The organism is Mucilaginibacter gossypii, assembly GCF_017569325.2.
Taxonomy (GTDB): Bacteria; Bacteroidota; Bacteroidia; order Sphingobacteriales; family Sphingobacteriaceae; genus Mucilaginibacter; species Mucilaginibacter gossypii.
Map to the genome: position 1 here is coordinate 1 of NZ_CP071878.2, position 18,697 is coordinate 18,697.

The 18,697-nt window shown below is 40.8% G+C and carries 20 protein-coding genes; 7 read left to right on the forward strand and 13 right to left on the reverse strand.

Going from position 1 to position 18,697, the window contains the following annotated elements; genetic code table 11:
* The 3 genes from dnaA (at window position 1) to J3L18_RS00015 (ending at window position 4,432) form a co-directional block, all read left to right on the forward strand.
* The gene (dnaA, locus tag J3L18_RS00005; protein WP_090528828.1) at window positions 1–1,425 is read left to right on the forward strand and encodes a chromosomal replication initiator protein DnaA; all 1,425 of its coding nucleotides are present in this window, start codon (window positions 1–3) and stop codon (window positions 1,423–1,425) included.
* Window positions 1,426–1,535: 110 nt separating this feature from the next.
* Window positions 1,536–3,938 (forward strand): DUF6263 family protein, encoded by a 2,403-nt coding sequence (locus tag J3L18_RS00010; protein ID WP_129569069.1) that lies wholly within the window; start codon window positions 1,536–1,538, stop codon window positions 3,936–3,938.
* Window positions 3,939–3,976: 38 nt separating this feature from the next.
* Entirely contained in the window at window positions 3,977–4,432 is a 456-nt protein-coding gene (locus J3L18_RS00015) for a nuclear transport factor 2 family protein (RefSeq protein WP_129569068.1), read from the forward strand.
* 65 nt (window positions 4,433–4,497) lie between these two features.
* Here J3L18_RS00015 and J3L18_RS00020 read toward each other — a convergent pair whose 3' ends face one another.
* From J3L18_RS00020 to J3L18_RS00055, 8 genes are all read right to left on the reverse strand, one after another.
* Window positions 4,498–4,854, reverse strand: coding sequence for a DUF5615 family PIN-like protein (locus tag J3L18_RS00020; RefSeq protein WP_129569067.1), 357 nt, complete (start codon window positions 4,852–4,854; stop codon window positions 4,498–4,500).
* Window positions 4,854–5,081 carry a DUF433 domain-containing protein gene (locus tag J3L18_RS00025; RefSeq protein ID WP_112652775.1) on the reverse strand — a complete coding sequence of 76 codons (228 nt, stop codon included), beginning with the start codon at window positions 5,079–5,081 and terminating at the stop codon, window positions 4,854–4,856. The genes J3L18_RS00020 and J3L18_RS00025 overlap by 1 nt, the downstream gene beginning before the upstream one ends.
* A gap of 53 nt (window positions 5,082–5,134) precedes the next feature.
* Window positions 5,135–5,686, reverse strand: coding sequence for an NUDIX hydrolase (locus J3L18_RS00030; RefSeq protein WP_129569066.1), 552 nt, complete (start codon window positions 5,684–5,686; stop codon window positions 5,135–5,137).
* Window positions 5,679–6,083, reverse strand: coding sequence for a hypothetical protein (locus J3L18_RS00035; RefSeq protein WP_129569065.1), 405 nt, complete (start codon window positions 6,081–6,083; stop codon window positions 5,679–5,681). The genes J3L18_RS00030 and J3L18_RS00035 overlap by 8 nt, the downstream gene beginning before the upstream one ends.
* Window positions 6,084–6,111: 28 nt before the next feature.
* Window positions 6,112–6,894, reverse strand: a complete 783-nt coding sequence (locus tag J3L18_RS00040; protein WP_129569064.1) for a TPM domain-containing protein — start codon at window positions 6,892–6,894, stop codon at window positions 6,112–6,114.
* An 11-nt stretch (window positions 6,895–6,905) separates the two neighbouring features.
* Window positions 6,906–7,340: a TPM domain-containing protein gene (locus tag J3L18_RS00045; protein ID WP_090528810.1), complete on the reverse strand. Its 435-nt coding sequence runs from the start codon at window positions 7,338–7,340 to the stop codon at window positions 6,906–6,908.
* A 119-nt stretch (window positions 7,341–7,459) separates the two neighbouring features.
* Window positions 7,460–8,041 carry a LemA family protein gene (locus J3L18_RS00050; protein ID WP_090528807.1) on the reverse strand — a complete coding sequence of 194 codons (582 nt, stop codon included), beginning with the start codon at window positions 8,039–8,041 and terminating at the stop codon, window positions 7,460–7,462.
* Window positions 8,042–8,287: 246 nt separating this feature from the next.
* A complete protein-coding gene (locus J3L18_RS00055) occupies window positions 8,288–8,863 on the reverse strand; it encodes an RNA polymerase sigma factor (RefSeq protein ID WP_112652780.1) in 576 nt (191 codons plus the stop codon).
* Between the two features lie 249 nt (window positions 8,864–9,112).
* Here J3L18_RS00055 and J3L18_RS00060 point away from each other — a divergent pair, with 249 nt between their 5' ends.
* The 3 genes from J3L18_RS00060 to J3L18_RS00070 are packed head-to-tail and all read left to right on the forward strand — an operon-like array spanning window position 9,113 to window position 11,494.
* A complete protein-coding gene (locus tag J3L18_RS00060; RefSeq protein ID WP_129569063.1) occupies window positions 9,113–10,663 on the forward strand; it encodes an NAD(P)/FAD-dependent oxidoreductase in 1,551 nt (516 codons plus the stop codon).
* On the forward strand, window positions 10,660–11,136 hold the full coding sequence (locus J3L18_RS00065) for a DinB family protein (RefSeq protein ID WP_129569062.1): 477 nt from the start codon (window positions 10,660–10,662) through the stop codon (window positions 11,134–11,136). The genes J3L18_RS00060 and J3L18_RS00065 overlap by 4 nt, the downstream gene beginning before the upstream one ends.
* Window positions 11,129–11,494 (forward strand): CoA-binding protein, encoded by a 366-nt coding sequence (locus tag J3L18_RS00070; RefSeq protein WP_129569061.1) that lies wholly within the window; start codon window positions 11,129–11,131, stop codon window positions 11,492–11,494. Before J3L18_RS00065 ends, J3L18_RS00070 begins: the two co-directional genes overlap by 8 nt.
* A 103-nt stretch (window positions 11,495–11,597) precedes the next feature.
* Here the strand turns inward: J3L18_RS00070 and J3L18_RS00075 are convergent, their stop codons facing one another.
* The 5 genes from J3L18_RS00075 to J3L18_RS00095 all read right to left on the reverse strand — a co-directional run bounded on the left by J3L18_RS00075 (window position 11,598) and on the right by J3L18_RS00095 (window position 17,425).
* Window positions 11,598–13,478: an ABC transporter ATP-binding protein gene (locus J3L18_RS00075; protein WP_129569060.1), complete on the reverse strand. Its 1,881-nt coding sequence runs from the start codon at window positions 13,476–13,478 to the stop codon at window positions 11,598–11,600.
* Between the two features lie 193 nt (window positions 13,479–13,671).
* Entirely contained in the window at window positions 13,672–14,586 is a 915-nt protein-coding gene (locus J3L18_RS00080) for a glycosyltransferase (protein WP_129569059.1), read from the reverse strand.
* 16 nt (window positions 14,587–14,602) lie between these two features.
* The gene (locus tag J3L18_RS00085) at window positions 14,603–15,421 is read right to left on the reverse strand and encodes a hypothetical protein (protein ID WP_129569058.1); all 819 of its coding nucleotides are present in this window, start codon (window positions 15,419–15,421) and stop codon (window positions 14,603–14,605) included.
* Between the two features lie 2 nt (window positions 15,422–15,423).
* Complete coding sequence (locus tag J3L18_RS00090) at window positions 15,424–16,419, reverse strand: glycosyltransferase family 2 protein (protein ID WP_129569057.1); 996 nt, start codon at window positions 16,417–16,419, stop codon at window positions 15,424–15,426.
* A complete protein-coding gene (locus J3L18_RS00095; RefSeq protein WP_223266150.1) occupies window positions 16,412–17,425 on the reverse strand; it encodes a glycosyltransferase family 9 protein in 1,014 nt (337 codons plus the stop codon). The genes J3L18_RS00090 and J3L18_RS00095 overlap by 8 nt, the downstream gene beginning before the upstream one ends.
* Before the next feature lie 338 nt (window positions 17,426–17,763).
* Here J3L18_RS00095 and meaB point away from each other — a divergent pair, with 338 nt between their 5' ends.
* Window positions 17,764–18,648, forward strand: coding sequence for a methylmalonyl Co-A mutase-associated GTPase MeaB (meaB, locus tag J3L18_RS00100; RefSeq protein WP_129569056.1), 885 nt, complete (start codon window positions 17,764–17,766; stop codon window positions 18,646–18,648).
* The last annotated feature ends 49 nt before the right edge of the window (window positions 18,649–18,697 follow it).

An 18,697-nucleotide genomic window follows, 5' to 3' on the forward strand; every position in this document is an offset into this window, starting at 1 on the left:
ATGGAAAAAACTTGTACGAACGTTTGGAATAGCTGCCTTCAGATCATCAAAGACAACATACCGGCCCAGAGTTTTAAAACCTGGTTTGAGCCGATTAAAGCTTTGAGAATGGAGGGAAGCGTATTAACCATACAAGTACCAAGTTTATTCTTTTACGAGTGGCTTGAAGAGCACTATGTAGGGTTACTGCGCAAGACAATAAAAAAACAATTGGGCGACGAAGGACGTTTAGAGTATAATATAGTTGTTGAGCAATCATCAAGTAAACCATACACAACTAACATGCCTTCAAACGGAAATGGCGCTGATTCAAAACATCAGAGTATGCCGATACCTATTTCAATTAACAAGGATATTAAAAACCCCTTTGTTATACCCGGGCTCAAGAAGTTGAACGTAGATCCTCAGCTTAACCGTAACTACACCTTCGAAAACTTTGTTGAAGGTGATTGCAACCGTTTGGCCCGCTCTGCCGGTTATGCCGTTGCCGCTAAGCCCGGAGGTACTTCATTTAACCCTTTAATGATTTATGGTGGTGTAGGTTTGGGTAAAACCCACCTGGCACAAGCTATTGGTAACGAAATTAAGCGCACCCTGCCCGATAAACTGGTACTGTATGTATCATGCGAAAAATTTACGCAGCAATTTGTTGATGCTTTAAAGCACAATAATATTAATGATTTTGTGAACTTTTACCAGGCCATTGACGTGCTGATCATGGACGATGTGCACAACTTTGCCGGTAAGGAAAAGACACAGGATTTCTTCTTCCATATATTTAACCACCTGCACCAATCGGGCAAGCAGCTGATCATTACATCAGATAAAGCGCCTAAGGATCTGGCCGGTTTGGAAGAACGCCTGCTTTCGAGGTTTAAATGGGGCTTGTCTGCCGATTTACAGATCCCTGACCTGGAAACCCGTATGGCAATCCTGAAAAACAAAATTTACCAGGATGGTATCGATCTGTCAAACGATGTGATCGAATACGTTGCTCATAACATTGATAATAACGTACGTGAACTGGAAGGTGCCATGGTATCATTACTGGCACAGTCAACTCTCAACCGTAAGGAGATTGACCTGAACCTGGCTAAACAAATGTTGAAAAACTTTGTGAAGAACTCATCTAAAGAAATTTCGATGGAGTATATCCAAAGTTTAGTGTGCGAGTACTTTGAAGTACCTATTGAAATGGTAAAATCTCAAACCCGCAAACGTGAAATTGTACAAGCCCGTCAAATATCGATGTACCTGGCTAAGGCACATACCAAAAGTTCATTGAAATCAATCGGTCATTTTTTTGGTGGCCGTGACCACTCAACCGTGATCTATGCCTGCCAAACTGTGGAGGATTTGATTGACACGGACAAGAAATTTAAAGGGTACGTAGCAGATATTCAGAAGAAACTGAAAATGAGCTAATAATTGCTCGCTAATACAACAAAAAGGCCGGTTATTTTTAACCGGCCTTTTTGTTTTTATGTTTTTTAAATGTAGTTTTAACGGTTGTAAACCTTATCATAAAACTGCATATGAAAAAACACACCCTCCTGCTGTTTTTGTTTTTTTTCCATTTTTCAAATATTTATGGTCAATCCGTTACCCTTGAAAAAGGCAAGCAATTTGAGGTTGATGTGCATACAGAAACGAGGTCGCCCGATATGGCGGACTATTCCACTTTAACCTTTGCCTTTAAGGTAGAGGGTAAAGACGGGCCTAATACTGTACTTGAGTGCAGGATTGTAAAAGTGGTTATGAGTAGCCTCTATGCTAAATATCCAGGTTCCAATAGTATATTAAATACCGATAGCATCCATACACTTAAATTAAACTCGTCCTGGCTGCTTTTACATCTGGCGTTGATGCATCAGCCGTTAACTGTAACAATGAGCCCGCGCGGGCAATTGCTGAGTATTGCCGGTGTTGATAAAGCTTTGCAGGCTGCCATTGACAAATGGGGCCTCAGCGATGCTATGGCTTCACAGCTAAAGGCTAATGGTAAAAGCTTTCCTGAAACCAGTATAACCGGCATATTTACTCAATTGCCGCCACAAACCATCAGTTACAAAAGCGAGTGGACAAGCGATAACTTAAATTATAAGGTTACCGCTATTAATGGTGCTTTGCTTTATATTACTTCAACAAGTATTAAAACAGGAAATGGCCAGGGCATGAGCGGCTCGGGTATTTTTAACCAGGTAACGGGGCTCATGGAGCAGTGGCAATATGCAACAGAAACCAAGTTTGAACAGGAAGAAGAAGGGAGAAAAATAATGGTGCCGCAGTATGCCTACAAGCAAAGCCTGCGGTATGGTGAAAGGCATTATACGCAGGATACTGCCTGGATTAGCATGGCCATAAAAACAAGTCGTTCATTTAGTGATGCTCTTAAAACCAATACAATGTTCGATTCGGTAAAGGTGCATCGCTATTTCAGGGATAACGATGCTAAATTTGGTAATGATCCTTATTATGTAGTAACCAGATTAAATTTAATGCAAGAAATAGCCGGTTCCAGTAATTATGATGCTTACTCCAAAATGCTCAGAAATACACCCACAAGGTTTTTGAAAGACGAGGAAGGGCACTTGTTCAATAAATTTGTTGAGGTGAGTAATACCTCTGCCGACTCGGCCTATGTGATCAGTAAATACCTTTATAAAACCAGATTGTTTGATCAACTCATTCAGGAATCATATGCACAAAGTTTTTTAAGTTCAGATATAGCCAGTCTTATGCAGGACGAAGGCTTTAAGAGGTATGTGGCTTTACAAAAACTAAGTGACGCAGATGTAAAGAAAATGCTTGCCGAGCAAAGCGAGCAACGGCGCAATTCTGTGCAAAAGGCAAATGAGCTGCTACTTTTACTGCATCAGGATAAAGATGTGTTGATTCAACAAAAAATAAACCCGCTTTATTTGTGGGTAAACGCAAAAAAACATGAACAAGATCCCAACTTGTTAAACAAAACAGCCAAAGCTTTTATGCATATGGACGATGCCAGTATGAAAGCTGGAAATGGTAGCAGATATGCCTTATTGACGTATAAGCTGCTTTTAGGCGCTCACGCAACTGCCAAGGCAAATGCACTTTTGTTAAAAACGATTGAAAACCTGGAGCGATACAGCGCAGATACGCTTAATGCTAACCACTATGCCGATCAAAATATGCTGGCTTATGCCTGGTATCTGAAATATCAGGCCGAAAAACCTGCCGATTCGGTTAAGGCGCTGCAATACCTCTCAAAAGCGGCCAGGTGTTCACCCGCTACTACCAAGGAAAAGGCTCATGCCAGTTATTACGACCGGGTTTTCCTGCATTCAAAGGAGAGTTATAGGGAAGAGTTCATTGAACGGCTTTTTAATAGTGGGGATGATACACAAGCGCTTAAGGTATTTGTTGATCACGTTAACGCCGGATTGGATAATATTGACGAATTACAAAAATTGTATGAGTCGCATTTTACAAATAAAAGTTTTAAGGATTTTTTTGTTTCGGATGTGGTAAGTACCTGGAAAACCGCACCGCCATTTACCCTTAAGGCACTTGATGGCAAGGAATATTCATTGGCCGCGTTCAGGAATAGTTGGTTGGTACTTGATTTTTGGGGAACCTGGTGCGGCCCATGTCGCGCTGAGATGCCCCAAATTAATGCTTTTAACAAGGAGCTGAGTGAAGGCAAACATAGCGGTATCAATTTTTTAAGTATTGCCTGCCGGGATAACGAGCAGGAGGTAAAACTATATATTACCGCTAATAAGTTTGAGATACCTGCGGCTATGGCGAATGATACTATTGAAAAGCAATATAGCGTTTCAAGCTATCCTTCTAAGATTATTATATCGCCCGAGGGTAAAATGTTGACCCTGAAGTTTGGTGGCGACTGGACGGGGATCATTAAAAAGCTTAATCAGATGTATCCGGCAAATAACTAAAATTGTTATGGAGAAAGGTAAATGAGGTATATTTAGTTATGAAAAAACTTATCCTCGCAGTATTTATTTTATTGTCGTTCCAATCCTTCGCCCAGCAAACAGAGCAGGATGCTATTAAGCAAACCATCAATACTATGTTTAATGCCATGCGCAAAGGCGATAGCACCTTGTTACGCTCAACTTTTGCCAAAGGCATAACATTTCAAAGTGTAGCCAACAAAAAAGATGGAACAGTAAGTCTGGAGACCGAAAACCCGGATGAGTTTATAAGAATGGTTGGTACCCCACATAAGGGTGTTTATGATGAGCGCGTAACTTTTAGCGATATCAAGATCGATGGTCCACTGGCCAGCGTTTGGGCGCCCTATAAGTTTTACTTAGATGATAAGTACAGCCATTGCGGGGTAGATGTTTTTCAACTAATGAAAACTGCAGGCGGCTGGAAGATCATTTACATAGTTGATACCCGGCGGAAGGACAATTGCCCGGAGTGATTTTACATCACTCCCAGCTTCATCATCCCATAAAATAAACCGGTGCAGTGCATGGCTTGTTTTATCTACAGATATAATTCATATACACCCAAATTGTCGTCATTAATGAAATGAATTATTGATTCTTCATATTTTAATAACAGGTTGGCAATCGCCTGTGTGTTCACGTTACCAATGCGTAACCATATTATTTTAGGAGGGAAAGAATAAAGATTCTGTAGCTCCCAAAAGTCTTCATCAAAAGTTAAAATTGAATAATCGTTTGCTTTAGCAAATTGCCAGGTCTTGAAATCGCTTAAGCGTTCTTGTGCCGTGATTTCATTTACAGGTAAAATATCCCATGATGAGAGCAACTTTTTTAACCGCCATGAGATATTCTCATCGACAATAATACGGGTGCTTTTAGAAGCAAGAACAGCCATCAGGCAACCTTTATTATTCTCTCTTTATTGGCCGCATACGCCAAACAAGCTAAAATATGATCTTCATTTAGCTGAGGGAAATCTTCTGTAATTTCTTTATAAGTTAAACCGGAAGCAAGCCATTGCAGTACGTCGTATACGGTAATGCGTGTACCTTTTATTACAGGTTTACCAAACCTGACTTCCGGATTAACTTCAATGAATTCCTTGTAATTTACCTGTGGCATATTCAAATTTACCTAAATATATTTAGATAAAAAATATAGATTATCTGGTGCCTTTACATCACACCCAACTTCATCATTCCATAAAACAAACCGGCGCAATGCATAGCTTGTTTTATCTCGTTATTGAGCAGTAGTTGTTTTACTTCTTCAATGGTGTATTCTTCAACAATCAGTTCCTCCAGTTCATCGAGGTGTTGGCCCTGCACCTTTTTGCCACCTTTAGTAAAATAGGTAAATGTTTGATTGTTAGCAGTGGATGGATTACCATATACGGTGCAGATCAGTTCAAATTCGTCAAACCGGTAGCCGGTTTCTTCCAGCAATTCCCGGCGTATTGCGTGTACAGGTTCTTCGCCGGCATCAATCACACCGCCCGGAATTTCGAGCGAGATAACACCTGCGGCATGACGGTATTGTTTCACCATCAATACTTTATTGTCTTCGGTTATGGCTACTGCATTAACCCAGTTTGAATATTCAAGTACATAATAATCTTCAACAATTTTGCCGTTTGGCATTTCGCATTTATCAATGCGGAGGGTGGCCCAAGAGCCTTTGTGGATGTATGATGATGAAAGTAGTTTCCAGGTGAGATCTTTACTCATAGTTTTTTTGCAGAAATTGATAGATAGCGTTACGCTTGTTTATGTTTTCGAATGATGCTCGATTGTGATTCTTCTCCAGTCGGTTAAATATAGAAATGATCTTTTGTAAGGCGGCCAAGGTTTCGTCGTTAGCTTCAAAAGGTTCATAATACATATATAACAACTGAGCTAAAGCATCCAGCTTTTCGGGCGAATAGTTTCTCTCGTTGAGTAAAATGTCAAAATCTTCGATGCTTAGTTCAAGCAGATCGTTCAATTTTAGATCATACCCGTCCTGAAGCATTTGATCAGCATGTTGAATAAATGCTTCAGGATTTGCGGCGTTTTTGAAACCTGTCAGCTTTGATATCGAATATATGATCTTTTCGATCTCGCGTAAGATGAAGTCTTTTTGCATTGGTTAAGATGTGTTATGCCGTGAACGACTACCAGCTGCCGCTTGAGCCGCCGCCGCCGCCGCTTCCGCCGCCAAAACCACCAAAGCCACCGCCTCCGCCACCGCCGGAAAAACCTCCCCAGTCGCCACCGCCGCTCCGGCCTCCGCCGCCAAGCATGTTACCTGCCAGGAACCACCAGAATGGGCTTGCACCTCCCCTGCGACCAATGATTTGCCTGCCGCCTCCGCCCCCGCGATTGCGGAATACCAGGATCAGAATAACTACGATTATGACAATAACTATAAAACCGGCCGGGCCGCCGTTGCTTTGCTTTTGTTTTTTTGCCGCCTTATACTCGCCTTTCATGGCTTTGATAATGCTGTTGGTACCAGCATCAAGTCCGCCATAGTAGTCGCCTTGTTTAAAATGGGGTTTAAGGTCGTTTTGGATAATATCCTGAGTAACGATGTCGGGCAAGGCGCCCTCGGCGCCGTAGCCGGTTTGGATGCTCATTTTACGGTCACCGATGGCAACAAGCACCAATACACCGTTGTTTTTATCTTTTTGTCCGATGCCCCATTTCCGTAACAGTTGAACGCCATAGTCATTAATATCATAACTCCCTGTAGATTTTAGGATCACCACTGCAATTTGCGTTGAAGTGGAATCATTGAAGGCTACCAACTTAGTTTCCAGTCGCTGTTTATCAGCCGGGTTTAGAGTGTTGGTATAATCTGTTACGAGAGTATTGGAGCGTTCCGGAAAGTCCTGAGCAATTGCGGCAATAACGCAAAGTGTAAATCCGAAAAACAGTATAAACTTTTTGAGCATGTTTTTAATTTTTAATCGCCATCCATAAAGGCTATATCATCCGGAAGTTCGTTTTGATCGCCGTCCTGATGAGGGAAATATTTTTGGAGCTGTTCCCCGGCAATTTTAAGGCCTGTAACAATTCCTTCAACAATATCGCCATATTTAAAATGCTGCAGCATATCATCGCGGGTGGTATCCCAAAAATCGGGGGGGACAACCTGGTTAATACCGGCATCTCCTATGATGGCAAATTTGCGGTCGACGGTGGCCACATATACAAGCACCCCATGCCTGAGCTTGGTTTTATGCATATTGAGCTGCTGGAAATATTTTGCGGCACGGTCAAGAACATTTTCACTGCACCGCTTTTCGATGCACACCCTGATTTCGCCCGATGAGCGGTGCTCGGCATCTTCAATAGCTTTGCGGATGCGCTGCTGTTCCTCTTCGTTAAATACAGCCATATATTTTAATTATTGATTTTGTGAATTGTTGAATTGTGGAGTTATTGCATCTGTGGGCTTGTTTAACTGTTGAAGTACAAGTCGTAATTCAATAACTCAATAATTCAGTAATTCAATAATTAATTAAACTCTACTTTAGGGGCTTTGTCGGCACCAGGCTCGGCAGTGAAATAGCCTTTTTCAGAAAAACCGAACATTTTGGCAGTTATATTGGCCGGGAACGAACGGATCTTGCTGTTGTATTCCTGAACGGCATCATTAAAATCTTTGCGCGATACATTGATCCTGTTTTCGGTGCCTTCCAGTTGAATTTGCAAGTCGTGGAAGTTGGAATTCGATTTCAGGTCGGGGTAGTTTTCAGTAATTGAAAGCAATTTACCAAGGGCCGCGCTTAGCTCACCTTGTGATGCCTGGAAAGCTTTTATTGATTCGGGTGTAAGCTTGTTGGGGTCAACTTGCACCGATGTTGCCTTTGAACGTGCCTCAACCACAGCTGTAAGGGTGCTTTTTTCAAAATTTGCTGCGCCTTTTACGGTATTAACTAAATTGGGGATCAAGTCGCTACGGCGCTGGTAATCGCTTTGCACGGCACCCCATTTAGCTTTAACAGTTTCATCTAATTTAACCATACTGTTATAGCTGCATGAACTTAAGGACATAGCTGCAGCTATGATTAATATAACCGAGAATAACTTTTTCATTTGTTTTTCGTGTGTTTTTGTGATGTTTTGGGTTAGAGTGCAAATCACGTACCGTTGTTACAAAGGGCATGAGTTGCTGACAAGGTGTCAAGTTACGGCTTTTTGGTAAATTATAGAAGGATGTGAGACGTAAGATGTGCGATATGAGAAATTTTTCACAAATATCGATCCTTTATAAAAGCAGAAAGCCCCATCAGGGGCTGCATCTTTGTAAATGATTTGTATAAGGTTAATGGCGGGACCGGCTTATCCTGCCAGGCAATGTTCTTCGCGCATGGTTAGTTTCGCTACCATATCTTTTAAAAGCGTACGGGCACGGTGCAGTGTAGTGCGTGATAAAAGTTCGCTCATGCCCAGCGACGAACCTATTTCCTGGTGCGAGTAACCTTCAATGGCGTACATGTTAAAAACAGAGCGGTATGTTTTTGGTAATTTTTGTACCAGTTTCATCAGGTCTTTAGCTTCAAGTCCATTATCATTAAATGAGCTGCTGATAGGTATAGCGGCGGCTTCCTCTGCTGCAAAATCATCAACTAAAACTATTGGCTTTAACTTGCGATAACGTGATATGGCGCAATGTACCATGATGCGGCGGATCCATCCTTCCAAACTGCCTTCGCCACGGTAGTTTTTCATATTGCGGAACATTTTTATAAAACCTTCCTGTAATATATCCTGTGCCTCGTCTTTATCGGTTGCATAACGCATGCAAACTGCAAGCATACGTGGTGCTAATAACCTATATAGTTGTTCCTGGCTCTTTCTGTCGTTACTCAGGCAGCCATTCCATATAGTGTGTAAGCGTTCGTCGGCGGTAGTCATTGTTTTGTTATTTAAATATATGAGCTGCATGCCAATCTAAGTGCCATTTTGTAAGTTATTGATTTTCAGAAATTTATTTTTTATCTGGTTTTAAAACTGTTCGATAGCGTACGGTCATTGTACAAACCCGAACGGTTTTGAGGGTTTCGAACCTTCTTCCGATACTTTTAAAAGTCTCGCCCTTTGAGGAGAGATTTAACCGGGGATTCTTAACTTTGCACCATCCGGGATAAAAACCCGGCATCAGTCATGACAAAAGAAACAGAGATAGTTTGTCCTCCTGGGCAACAGGAAGATGAAGCAGTTTTAAAGCAACTGGCGTCAGCAGCGCTGAAAATTCCCCTGAAAAATATTTCGGCGTTAAAAATCTTAAAGCGTTCCATTGACGCGCGCGGCCGCCGTGTGGTTTACCGCATGCAGGTGAGGGTTTTTATAGAAGAGGTCTACCAGCCTGAAATTTTTTCTGTTAATTACCCCAACGTGCAATTTGGCCGACCAGTAATCATCGTTGGTGCAGGCCCGGCCGGATTATTTGCTGCCCTGCAATGCATCGAACTGGGTTTAAAACCAATTGTTATTGAACGGGGCAAAGATGTAAAACAACGCCGCCGTGATTTGGCAAATATCAACAAACAAGGCCTCGTTAACCCCGAATCAAATTATTGTTTTGGGGAAGGCGGGGCAGGTACTTATTCGGATGGTAAGCTGTATACCCGCTCAACCAAGCGGGGAGACGTGAACCAGGTGCTTAAAATGTTTGTGGCCCATGGTGCTGCCGAAGATATCTTGATTGATGCCCGTCCGCACATCGGCACCAATAAACTGCCGCAAATTATCACTGCCATGCGAGAAACCGTACTGAACGCAGGCGGGGAGATCATGTTTGATACCAAAGTAACCCAACTGCTGGTGGATTTTGGAAAAATTAAAGGCGTAAAAATAGCTGCGGGCGAAAAGATCGTGGCTGATGCTGTGATCCTGGCTACAGGCCACTCGGCAAGGGATGTGTTTGAAATGCTGCATAGCCAAAATATCCTGATCGAAGCTAAACCTTTTGCTTTGGGTGTAAGGATAGAGCATCCGCAAGAAATAATTGACCGCGCACAATATCATTGCGAATTGCGAGGCCCTGATTTGCCGCCATCATATTATAGCCTTGTTGAACAGGTTGACGACCGCGGTGTGTTTTCTTTTTGTATGTGCCCGGGCGGCATCATAGCCCCGTGCTCAACAGAAGCAGGGGAGATTGTGGTAAACGGCTGGAGCCCTTCAAAGCGAAATAACCCATTTGCCAATTCGGGTACGGTAGTTCAGATTAACCTGGAGGACGTTGCCGGCGATGATAGCGATCCTTTTAAGATGCTCAACTTTCAGAAACAGGTTGAACAGGCTGCTTTTGTAGCCGGTGGCGGTAATCTGGTAGCGCCCGGACAACGGATGGTTGACTTTGTGCAGAACCGTTTATCAAACGATTTACCCGTTAATTCATACTTGCCCGGTACTAAAAGCGTTGAACTGAAAGAAGTTTTACCGGGGTGGATCAATGAACGCTTGCGCAAAGCGTTACCGGTATTCGGTAAAAAAATGAAAGGCTATTATACCAACGACGCCATTTTGGTTGGCGTTGAATCGCGTACGTCATCACCGGTAAAAATTCCGCGCGACAGGGAGACCTTACAGCATCCACAGGTTACGGGTTTATTTCCCTGCGGAGAGGGGGCGGGCTATGCGGGTGGTATAATTTCTGCTGCTATTGATGGAATTAACTGTGCAACTGCTGCTTTAAAAATATTATCATGACCACATCTCAAAAATTATTTAACCAGCTTCAAAGCGTTTTGTCGGGCGAACCATGGTATGGCCCCTCAGTTTATTTCATTGTTGATAATATCAGTTTTGAAGCTGCCTATGAAAAGCCCGCTGGCTCAATACATAATATTGCCGCTATTATTTTGCACATGACCGGATGGACGGAAGAAGTAATGGACCGCATGAATGGCATGGATGCCCAACTACCTGTTCGTGGTGACTGGCCTGAGCCCGGCCTGCCCGACGAACAAAAGTGGAAATGGATTGTTGAAGATATAAAGCTGGTGAACGTAAACCTGGCAGGCTTTATCCAAAATTTCCCGGAAGAAAAATGGAACGAGCCTGTTACCAAAAAGGGCGGCGAAGCCGGAGAAACTTACGAATACCAGGTGGCCGGTTTGATACAGCATCATATTTATCATTCCGCGCAAATTGCTTTACTAAACAGGATGATCAATGGCTGATAAAAAAACATTAATATTAGGGGCAACGCCTGATACCAGCAGGTATGCCAATTTCGCGGCTACCCGTTTGGTTGAACGTGGGCATACCATTGTTAATGTTGGCATAAAAACGGGCGAAGTAGCTGGTGTACCTATTGAAAAACCTGAAACCATACATCATGATATTGATACCATAACGCTGTATGTTGGCCCACAAAATCAACCTCCGTTGTATGATTATATATTGAACACAAAGCCCAAACGGATCATATTTAACCCTGGTACCGAAAATACCGAACTGAGGCGCAAAGCCAACGAACAGGGGATCGAAACCGAGTACGCCTGTACGCTGGTAATGCTATCGATAGGGGAGTATTAAGTTTCTAAGTCTTAAGTCGAAAGTTTAAAGTCTTACATATGTCAGACTCGATCAGATTAATAATTTGAACTTATAGCTCATGACTTGTGACTTTCTCCTCAACTCATTCGCCGCTGTTAAAAGCCTGCATATCTATCAGTTTTTTATATAGGCCGTTATTTTGTAACAACTCCAGGTGCGAACCGCTTTCAACAACACAGCCGTTTTCAAGCACTATGATGATGTCGGCATTTTGAATAGTGCTCAGGCGGTGAGCTATAATGAGAGATGTACGGTTCTTCATCAGGTTGTTCAATGCTTCCTGTACCAGTTTTTCCGATTCGGTATCCAATGCAGAGGTAGCTTCGTCAAGTAACATAATTGGCGGGTTATTAAGTACAGCACGCGCAATACAAATACGCTGGCGCTGACCACCTGATAGCTTTGTCCCACGGTCGCCGGTATTGGTTTGATAGCCATTTGGCGTTTCCATAATAAAGTTATGGGCATTGGCTATTCGCGCAGCCACTTCAACCTCTGCCTGTGTTACACCTCTTTTACCGAAGGCGATATTATTAAAAATAGTATCGTTAAACAATATCGACTCCTGGTTAACTATGCCCATTAATGATCGTAACGAGTTGGCAGTAACATTTTTGATATCGTGTCCGTCAATAGATATGATGCCTTTCTGCGGTTCGATAAAGCGGGGCAACAAGTCCATCATGGTTGATTTACCTCCACCGGAAGGGCCAACCAGAGCTACGGTTTTGCCTTTAGGTATTTCAATATTCAGATCATGCAAAACATATTTTTCAATTAAGGGCAGCGATTTATTATTCGTACCATCGTCATCGGTGTCCGGTTTAACGGCATAAGCAAATGATACATTTTCAAATTTGATCTTATCCTCAAAATCCAAAAGTTCTGTAGCGTTGGGGGTATCTACGATCTGCGGTTTTTCATCAATTAAGTTTAATACCCGTTCGCCGGCGGCAATTCCTGAATGTATGTTGCCAAATGAATCAGAAATGGCTTTGGCTGGGCGCATTACCTGTGAAAATAAAGCAATGTATCCAATAAAGCCTGATGCTGTAAGTGAACTTTGGTGGCTGATGATCAATGATCCTCCATATAGAACGATACAGGCTACCATTAAAACGCCCATAAATTCGGATACCGGGGAAGCAAGCTGTTGGCGTCTTGCCATACTTTTGGTGATGTTAGAATATTTTATATTTTCATCATCAAAGCGTTTCTTGATAAAATCAGTCGCATTGAATGCCTTGACTATTTTAACGCCTGATAATGCTTCGTCAAGATAGCTTATCATGTTGCTATATGATTTTTGAGAGGCTATGGCTTGTTCTTTTAGTCGCTTTACTATTCGGGATATAATAAAGGCCGAAATCGGGATTACCAGCATGGAGAATAACGTAAGTTGATAGGAAATCCAAAATAACGCTACCAGGTAAGCTATTAGTTGCAACGGCTCTTTAAAAATTACCTGTAAAGTTCCGGTAACCGAAAACTGTACTACCTGTACATCGGCAGATATTTTAGCTATGATGTCGCCCTTACGTTCATTGCTGAAATAGCCGGTATGTAAGTCCATCACATTGTTAAATACCGTTTTGCGCAAATTCAGCAGCGTGTAGATACGCAGGTTTTCCATGATCCTTTGTGAAAGGTATCTGAAAATATTGCTTAACAATACCGATATCACAATAATTAAACACACAAATTTAAGCGCACCCGTTTGTCCGTAAGTTTGATTTGCCAGTGCGGCGTAATAATCAAAGGTTTTTGTCAGTTCTATCCAGTGAGCTGGCTTTACAGGTATTTTGTTATGTGATCTTTCGTCAAAAAGGGTTTTAAGCAATGGTGCAAGCAACGTAAGGTTTAACGTGCTGAATATTACTGTAAATATAGTGCATATGGCATAGGGAAATGCAAATTTGCCAAGAGGACGTGCAAATGAAAGAAGCCTGAAATATATCTTCATCAAATTATTTTAAAAATGCAAAGCTAATATATACTTTAATAAAAAAGCCGGATAGCTAACCGATAGCAGGGGAATTGCTTTTAAAAGAAAGCGCCTGCGGAGCCGGATACAACCTGTATTTATAATTTTAAGCGATTTTCCTGTAACGATAGTTAGTTGTTGTTTCATTAAAGGATATATGTTTTAGTGGTAATTATTCTTTTACCCTTCGGGCATACTTCAGTACAAATAATAGCCTCGATATTCCTTTCCTTTTTTTGAGGTAAGGAAACAGATTTAAATATTGGCTATAAAGTAAATGTATAAGTTTAAGGTTATAATAAGGATAGTTTACCTGGTGATATGCTTTTTTAAGATTGAGAATGAATTTTTTATCACTATCGTTTAATTTCTTATATGTCAAATAATTTGACTGCATGGTGCTGTTAAGGGCAAAGTATAACTTTTTTTGTTTTTCCGCATCTGCTGCTAAGCTCTGTTGAATCACCGATTTCTCATGAATGCGGTATTGTGTCAGTATTTTATCAACATACCGCAATTTATTATTATAACTTGCTACAAAACCCATCCACCAATCATAATAGCCTTTTTCGGGGAAAGGAAAAATATACTCTAAAAACTCCCGCGCCATTAAGGTTGTGTGCCCGGTGACGAAATTACCTAATAGGAATGCCATGTAGTTTCTTTGCAGATACTTAAAATTTAATAGCAAGGGCTTATCCGTTACTGTACCATCATCTTCTATATAAACGGAGTTTGAAAAAACAAGCCAGTTATTACCAATGTTATTCAACAGGTCAGAGATTTTTGTATCCATCCAGATATCGTCCTGATCGCTGATAGCTATATAATCGCCGGTGGTTAAATTAAGCGCATTCTCAAAATTTTTATTAAAACCTAAGTTGGTTTTATTTCGGAAACACTTAATCCTCCTATCTTTTTCAGCATAATCTAAAGCAATGTTATAAGAGTTATCCGTTGAGCAGTCATCAACAATAACAATTTCGAGGTTTTTATAAGTCTGGTTAACAATACTATCCAATTGTTCAGCAAGATGCTTTTCACCATTGTAAGTACAGAGCGCAATAGATATTAATTTTTGTTCCATTTAAATTAAGGAATTTTCAGCCACGTTGCAGGTGCGTTTTTATTTCTTCGGCTGTTTTAATTATCCTCCTGAACACACGCGTATTAAGCAGAATGTTCCTGATTTTTGAACCTGAAACGTAAAACTTCGCGATTGTTGTATTTACATAACGGCCTTTCATAAAGGCGACATATTTTTTTTGGGTAGTTATTAAAGCTTTATCAAATGTACCGTCGGCAATATTGCCCATGCTTTTATGAATAAGCAAAAAATCAATTACATATGCTTTGTAACCCAAAACCGAGGCCACCGTGCAAATGTCAAGTCCGTACAAATGATACCCGCCAATATTGCTGGATAAAGAGAGATTGGCGCTGCTCTTTACTAACATAAAGTTTTCATCAATACTACAAACCTGTTGAGGTAAATTACCTTTTAGGTCAATAAACCCGTTTGGGTAAGCTATTTTTATAGCCAATCGGTCATATAACCTTGCTGCAGCGCCCGCATTTCCTAATATCGCCCAGTTTGGGTCAAGAACGTCCATTTCGGCAATGCGCTTATCAAGGTTTTGGATATTGCTTTCATTTTCAATAAGCAAAATATCCTGGTGACAAATGATGATATATTCGCCCTTGGCTGTTTGTAAAAAGGAGTTGATGCCCTGGTAAGCATCCATTTTATTGGTCTCGGTATTGTCAATTATAAGGTATTCACATATATTTTCGGAAAAACCGTTTTTGATAAAAGTATCAAGCATTTCCATATATTCCTGTTTACGTGTTATAAGCGTGCAAACGGAATACCTGTATTGATAGAAAGGTTTTTCAACTTGTTTTATAAACCCTGGGAGCATGATTATTTCGTTTGTGCGTTTAAAACCTGATCAAGTGCGGTTTTTATTTGTTTTTTTATTTTTGTATACGGAATATAACGTTGTCTTTGGACAGCATGTTGTTTAAAAGCGAGCTTATAAACTTTCATGGCATTAAGCCTTTGCAAATAAAGCCGGTATGCCTGTAAATAATAAGCTTTGCCCACAAGCAGTTTCAGCGGCAATGATAATATGGTAATTATTTGCCAGATATAAAGGCGCATATCATCCAAATGAAAATAGTGAAGCAGCAGTTTATTGCGGGTACTGATAGTTTTGATGCTTTTTTTTGAATTATGTGATTTTATAGTTGCCGAAACGGCATGGAAACAAACAGCTTTTGGCTCATAATAACATTTCCAGCCATTTTCCCAGGCTCTTAATGACAGGTCGATATCTTCATGATAAAATGGCGAAAAAATCTCGTTAAAACCGTTAAGCTCGTTAAGCTTATCACGGCTTACCAGTGCATTGGCCCCGCTTAGATAATATGAGTAAGCCTCAGCGGTAAAATCAATTGATATATTTTTAAAATGGTTGACCTTAAAAAAGGAGAATAAAGGATATTTACATGATTCGGCAACATTGCCTGTTCCTTCATCAATGATCTTACCCATTACACCAAAAGTATCGGGATGGTCAAAGTATTTTATTTGTTGTTCAAAATAATTTTCGCCAGGTTTTATATCACTATTAAGCAACAATACCAATTCGAGCTTTGCCGCGGCTATACCTCTGTTAATGTTAACAGAAAAACCAGCGTTTGTATGGTTACAGATTAGGACAATATCGGGATAGTTTGCCCTGATAAATTCAACACTGTTGTCTGTTGATGCATCGTCGCTAACAACAACCTCATGATTAAGCCCACTGCTTTTCAGTGCTGCATATACCGAAGGCAGATTTTCTGCTAATAATCTGGCTCCGTTATAATTGGGTATTACAACGGATATACCTTTCTTAATATGGGTATTATACATCGCTGAATTTATTATTATACCATGTAACAATTTTTTCGGCAACGATATCTGGTGTTATGACATCCAGGTTATCGGTATGGCTTTCCAAATACCCGGCTTTTTTTCCAAGCGGTCCCCATCGGCCCGGATGGATAGGCCGTAAAGAAGGGAGCAGCCCCAGCGTATTTATACCTGCAGCTGCGGCCAGATGCAGCGGTCCTGTACCCGAAGCAAGTAACCCATCTGCATTAAATATGAAACCAATGAGCTCATTCAGCGACATTTTGCCCGTCATATCCAATACATGGACGGGCAGGGTTTTTATCCAGTTTTTAAGGACATCCTTTTCTTTGTCTGAGCCTGTTATAATAATATTAAATTGCCCGCCGGGTAAACGGTTTATCAGTTCTGTGAAATTATCCAGGCCCCACTCCATACCGCTGCCATGCGATTTTGGATGAATGATCAGGTTAAATTTATCGTTTACAAGTACAGCATCCAAAGCTGGTGTAAGCTCAACTTTATTTTGAAAATTATTATGTGCTATAATTTCGGGTAACGAAGGTATATGCTCAAGACCTAAAGGCTTTAAAAGGACGAGGTTGAGCTGCGCCTCATGCAGATCCGATTTTTTACGGCTTAATTTTACCAGCTTGTTACAGGTGTACCAATGAAATACCCTGTTGGTTGTTCCGATCCGGAGTTCAATACCCGCCTGTTTTGCTATCCTGGCAATATGTTTATTGGGCAACACATGTATTATAGCATCAATGTTTTGCTTTTGCAGATACTCAATTTGGCTGGTATCAGGGAGTGCTTTTAGTTCGTCGTAATTAACAAATGCATCTATAGAAGCCGTAGCGTTAATTACCGGCTGTGTATACGTTCGGCCCAAAAAAGAGACTTTAACGCCAGGGAATAATTGTTTAAGGTAGGATGCCACGGGTAATGTAAGTACAACATCGCCAATGGCATCAACCCTGCTTATTAATATATGAGGTGTTTTGATATAATTGATATCAGCCATTGTTTTAATTAATTACGGGCGGATTAATAAAATCTTACACATTAATCTGCAATGATAAGATTAAATCTGTTACAGGGTAAATGTAATTTTATATCATGTGATATTTAATGTGCATCTTATTATTGTGACGTTTTATAGATATTTTATTAATTTGATCCATAGCTTATATTTTTTAATTATTAAACTTCTGCGTAGGTATTAATTAGTTGTATTAAATATAATAGGATATAACGTGTTTGAATTCGGGTAAATGAATCAAATTTCATCCAGTGTAGTTTAATATTGCTTATAGGTGTTTGTGATATAATAGGTAGATTTGAGCGTTATCGTCATTTGCTTTGAATTTGCATCAAAATATCGTTGGTCAATTAAATTTTCGTGTAATTGCGCGCGCTTTAACTATCGTTGAGAATGATCTTAATGGCAGCGGCGCATTGCTTAAAAGCCTGAAGTTTGATAAAAGCTGCCCGGTTATCGGTATTACGGGCCCACCGGGCGCAGGTAAAAGCACCCTGGTAAACGGTGTCATTGATATACTTTTGAGAGAGGGAAAAAAAGTGGCTGTGCTGGCTATTGACCCTACATCGCCGTTTAATTTTGGCTCCCTGCTTGGCGACAGGATCAGGATGGCTTCTCATTTTAATCATCCCGATGTTTTTATCCGATCATTAGCCACACGGGGCTCTTTAGGAGGCTTGTCAGCAAAAACTATTGAGATGGCCGATGTGCTAAGGGCTGCAGGTTTTGATTTCGTGCTGATTGAAACAGTAGGCGTAGGGCAATCTGAAATTGAAATTACCGGGCTTGCCGATATTACGCTGGTTGTATTGGTGCCTGAGGCAGGAGACGAGATTCAGCATATTAAATCGGGCTTGATGGAAATTGCTGATGCTTTTATTATCAATAAAGCAGATCGGGAGGGGGCCGATGTGTTTGCCAATAACTTAAAAAAGATCATTGCACACAGCGTTAACGAGCAGCCGCCAATTTTTAAAACTATAGCCTCCCAAAACCAGGGGCTCGTGGATATAGCCGCCTTTATACAAAACGCCAATTTAAAGCAAAATAACAGGCGTAAATTGCTGCTGACCGAAAAAGTATACAAACTTATTCAGCAAAAAATGATGACTGGAATCGATAAAAAAAAGCTTCAGCTTGATATAGCTAAAGCTTTGGAGGCCGGAAATTTTAACCTGTATAGTTTTGTGGATACTTATGTATAGTTATTTGATAGCTTAATGTAAAGAAAATACAGATTGAGCTTTTTTGTTT

Excerpts from the sequence above, each read along its gene's own strand:
- J3L18_RS00040 (WP_129569064.1), bottom strand. The coding sequence starts at position 6,894 with ATGCTCAAAAAGTTTATACTGTTTTTCGGATTTACACTTTGCGTTATT.
- J3L18_RS00075 (WP_129569060.1), bottom strand. The coding sequence starts at position 13,478 with ATGAAGATATATTTCAGGCTTCTTTCATTTGCACGTCCTCTTGGCAAA.
- J3L18_RS00035 (WP_129569065.1), bottom strand. The coding sequence starts at position 6,083 with ATGCAAAAAGACTTCATCTTACGCGAGATCGAAAAGATCATATATTCG.
- J3L18_RS00010 (WP_129569069.1), top strand. The coding sequence starts at position 1,536 with ATGAAAAAACACACCCTCCTGCTGTTTTTGTTTTTTTTCCATTTTTCA.
- J3L18_RS00015 (WP_129569068.1), top strand. The coding sequence starts at position 3,977 with ATGAAAAAACTTATCCTCGCAGTATTTATTTTATTGTCGTTCCAATCC.
- J3L18_RS00030 (WP_129569066.1), bottom strand. The coding sequence starts at position 5,686 with ATGAGTAAAGATCTCACCTGGAAACTACTTTCATCATCATACATCCAC.
- dnaA (WP_090528828.1), top strand. The coding sequence starts at position 1 with ATGGAAAAAACTTGTACGAACGTTTGGAATAGCTGCCTTCAGATCATC.
- J3L18_RS00095 (WP_223266150.1), bottom strand. The coding sequence starts at position 17,425 with ATGGCTGATATCAATTATATCAAAACACCTCATATATTAATAAGCAGG.
- J3L18_RS00065 (WP_129569062.1), top strand. The coding sequence starts at position 10,660 with ATGACCACATCTCAAAAATTATTTAACCAGCTTCAAAGCGTTTTGTCG.
- J3L18_RS00025 (WP_112652775.1), bottom strand. The coding sequence starts at position 5,081 with ATGCCACAGGTAAATTACAAGGAATTCATTGAAGTTAATCCGGAAGTC.
- J3L18_RS00080 (WP_129569059.1), bottom strand. The coding sequence starts at position 14,586 with ATGGAACAAAAATTAATATCTATTGCGCTCTGTACTTACAATGGTGAA.
- J3L18_RS00045 (WP_090528810.1), bottom strand. The coding sequence starts at position 7,340 with ATGGCTGTATTTAACGAAGAGGAACAGCAGCGCATCCGCAAAGCTATT.
- J3L18_RS00085 (WP_129569058.1), bottom strand. The coding sequence starts at position 15,421 with ATGCTCCCAGGGTTTATAAAACAAGTTGAAAAACCTTTCTATCAATAC.
- J3L18_RS00050 (WP_090528807.1), bottom strand. The coding sequence starts at position 8,041 with ATGAAAAAGTTATTCTCGGTTATATTAATCATAGCTGCAGCTATGTCC.
- J3L18_RS00060 (WP_129569063.1), top strand. The coding sequence starts at position 9,113 with ATGACAAAAGAAACAGAGATAGTTTGTCCTCCTGGGCAACAGGAAGAT.
- J3L18_RS00055 (WP_112652780.1), bottom strand. The coding sequence starts at position 8,863 with ATGACTACCGCCGACGAACGCTTACACACTATATGGAATGGCTGCCTG.
- J3L18_RS00090 (WP_129569057.1), bottom strand. The coding sequence starts at position 16,419 with ATGTATAATACCCATATTAAGAAAGGTATATCCGTTGTAATACCCAAT.
- J3L18_RS00070 (WP_129569061.1), top strand. The coding sequence starts at position 11,129 with ATGGCTGATAAAAAAACATTAATATTAGGGGCAACGCCTGATACCAGC.
- J3L18_RS00020 (WP_129569067.1), bottom strand. The coding sequence starts at position 4,854 with ATGGCTGTTCTTGCTTCTAAAAGCACCCGTATTATTGTCGATGAGAAT.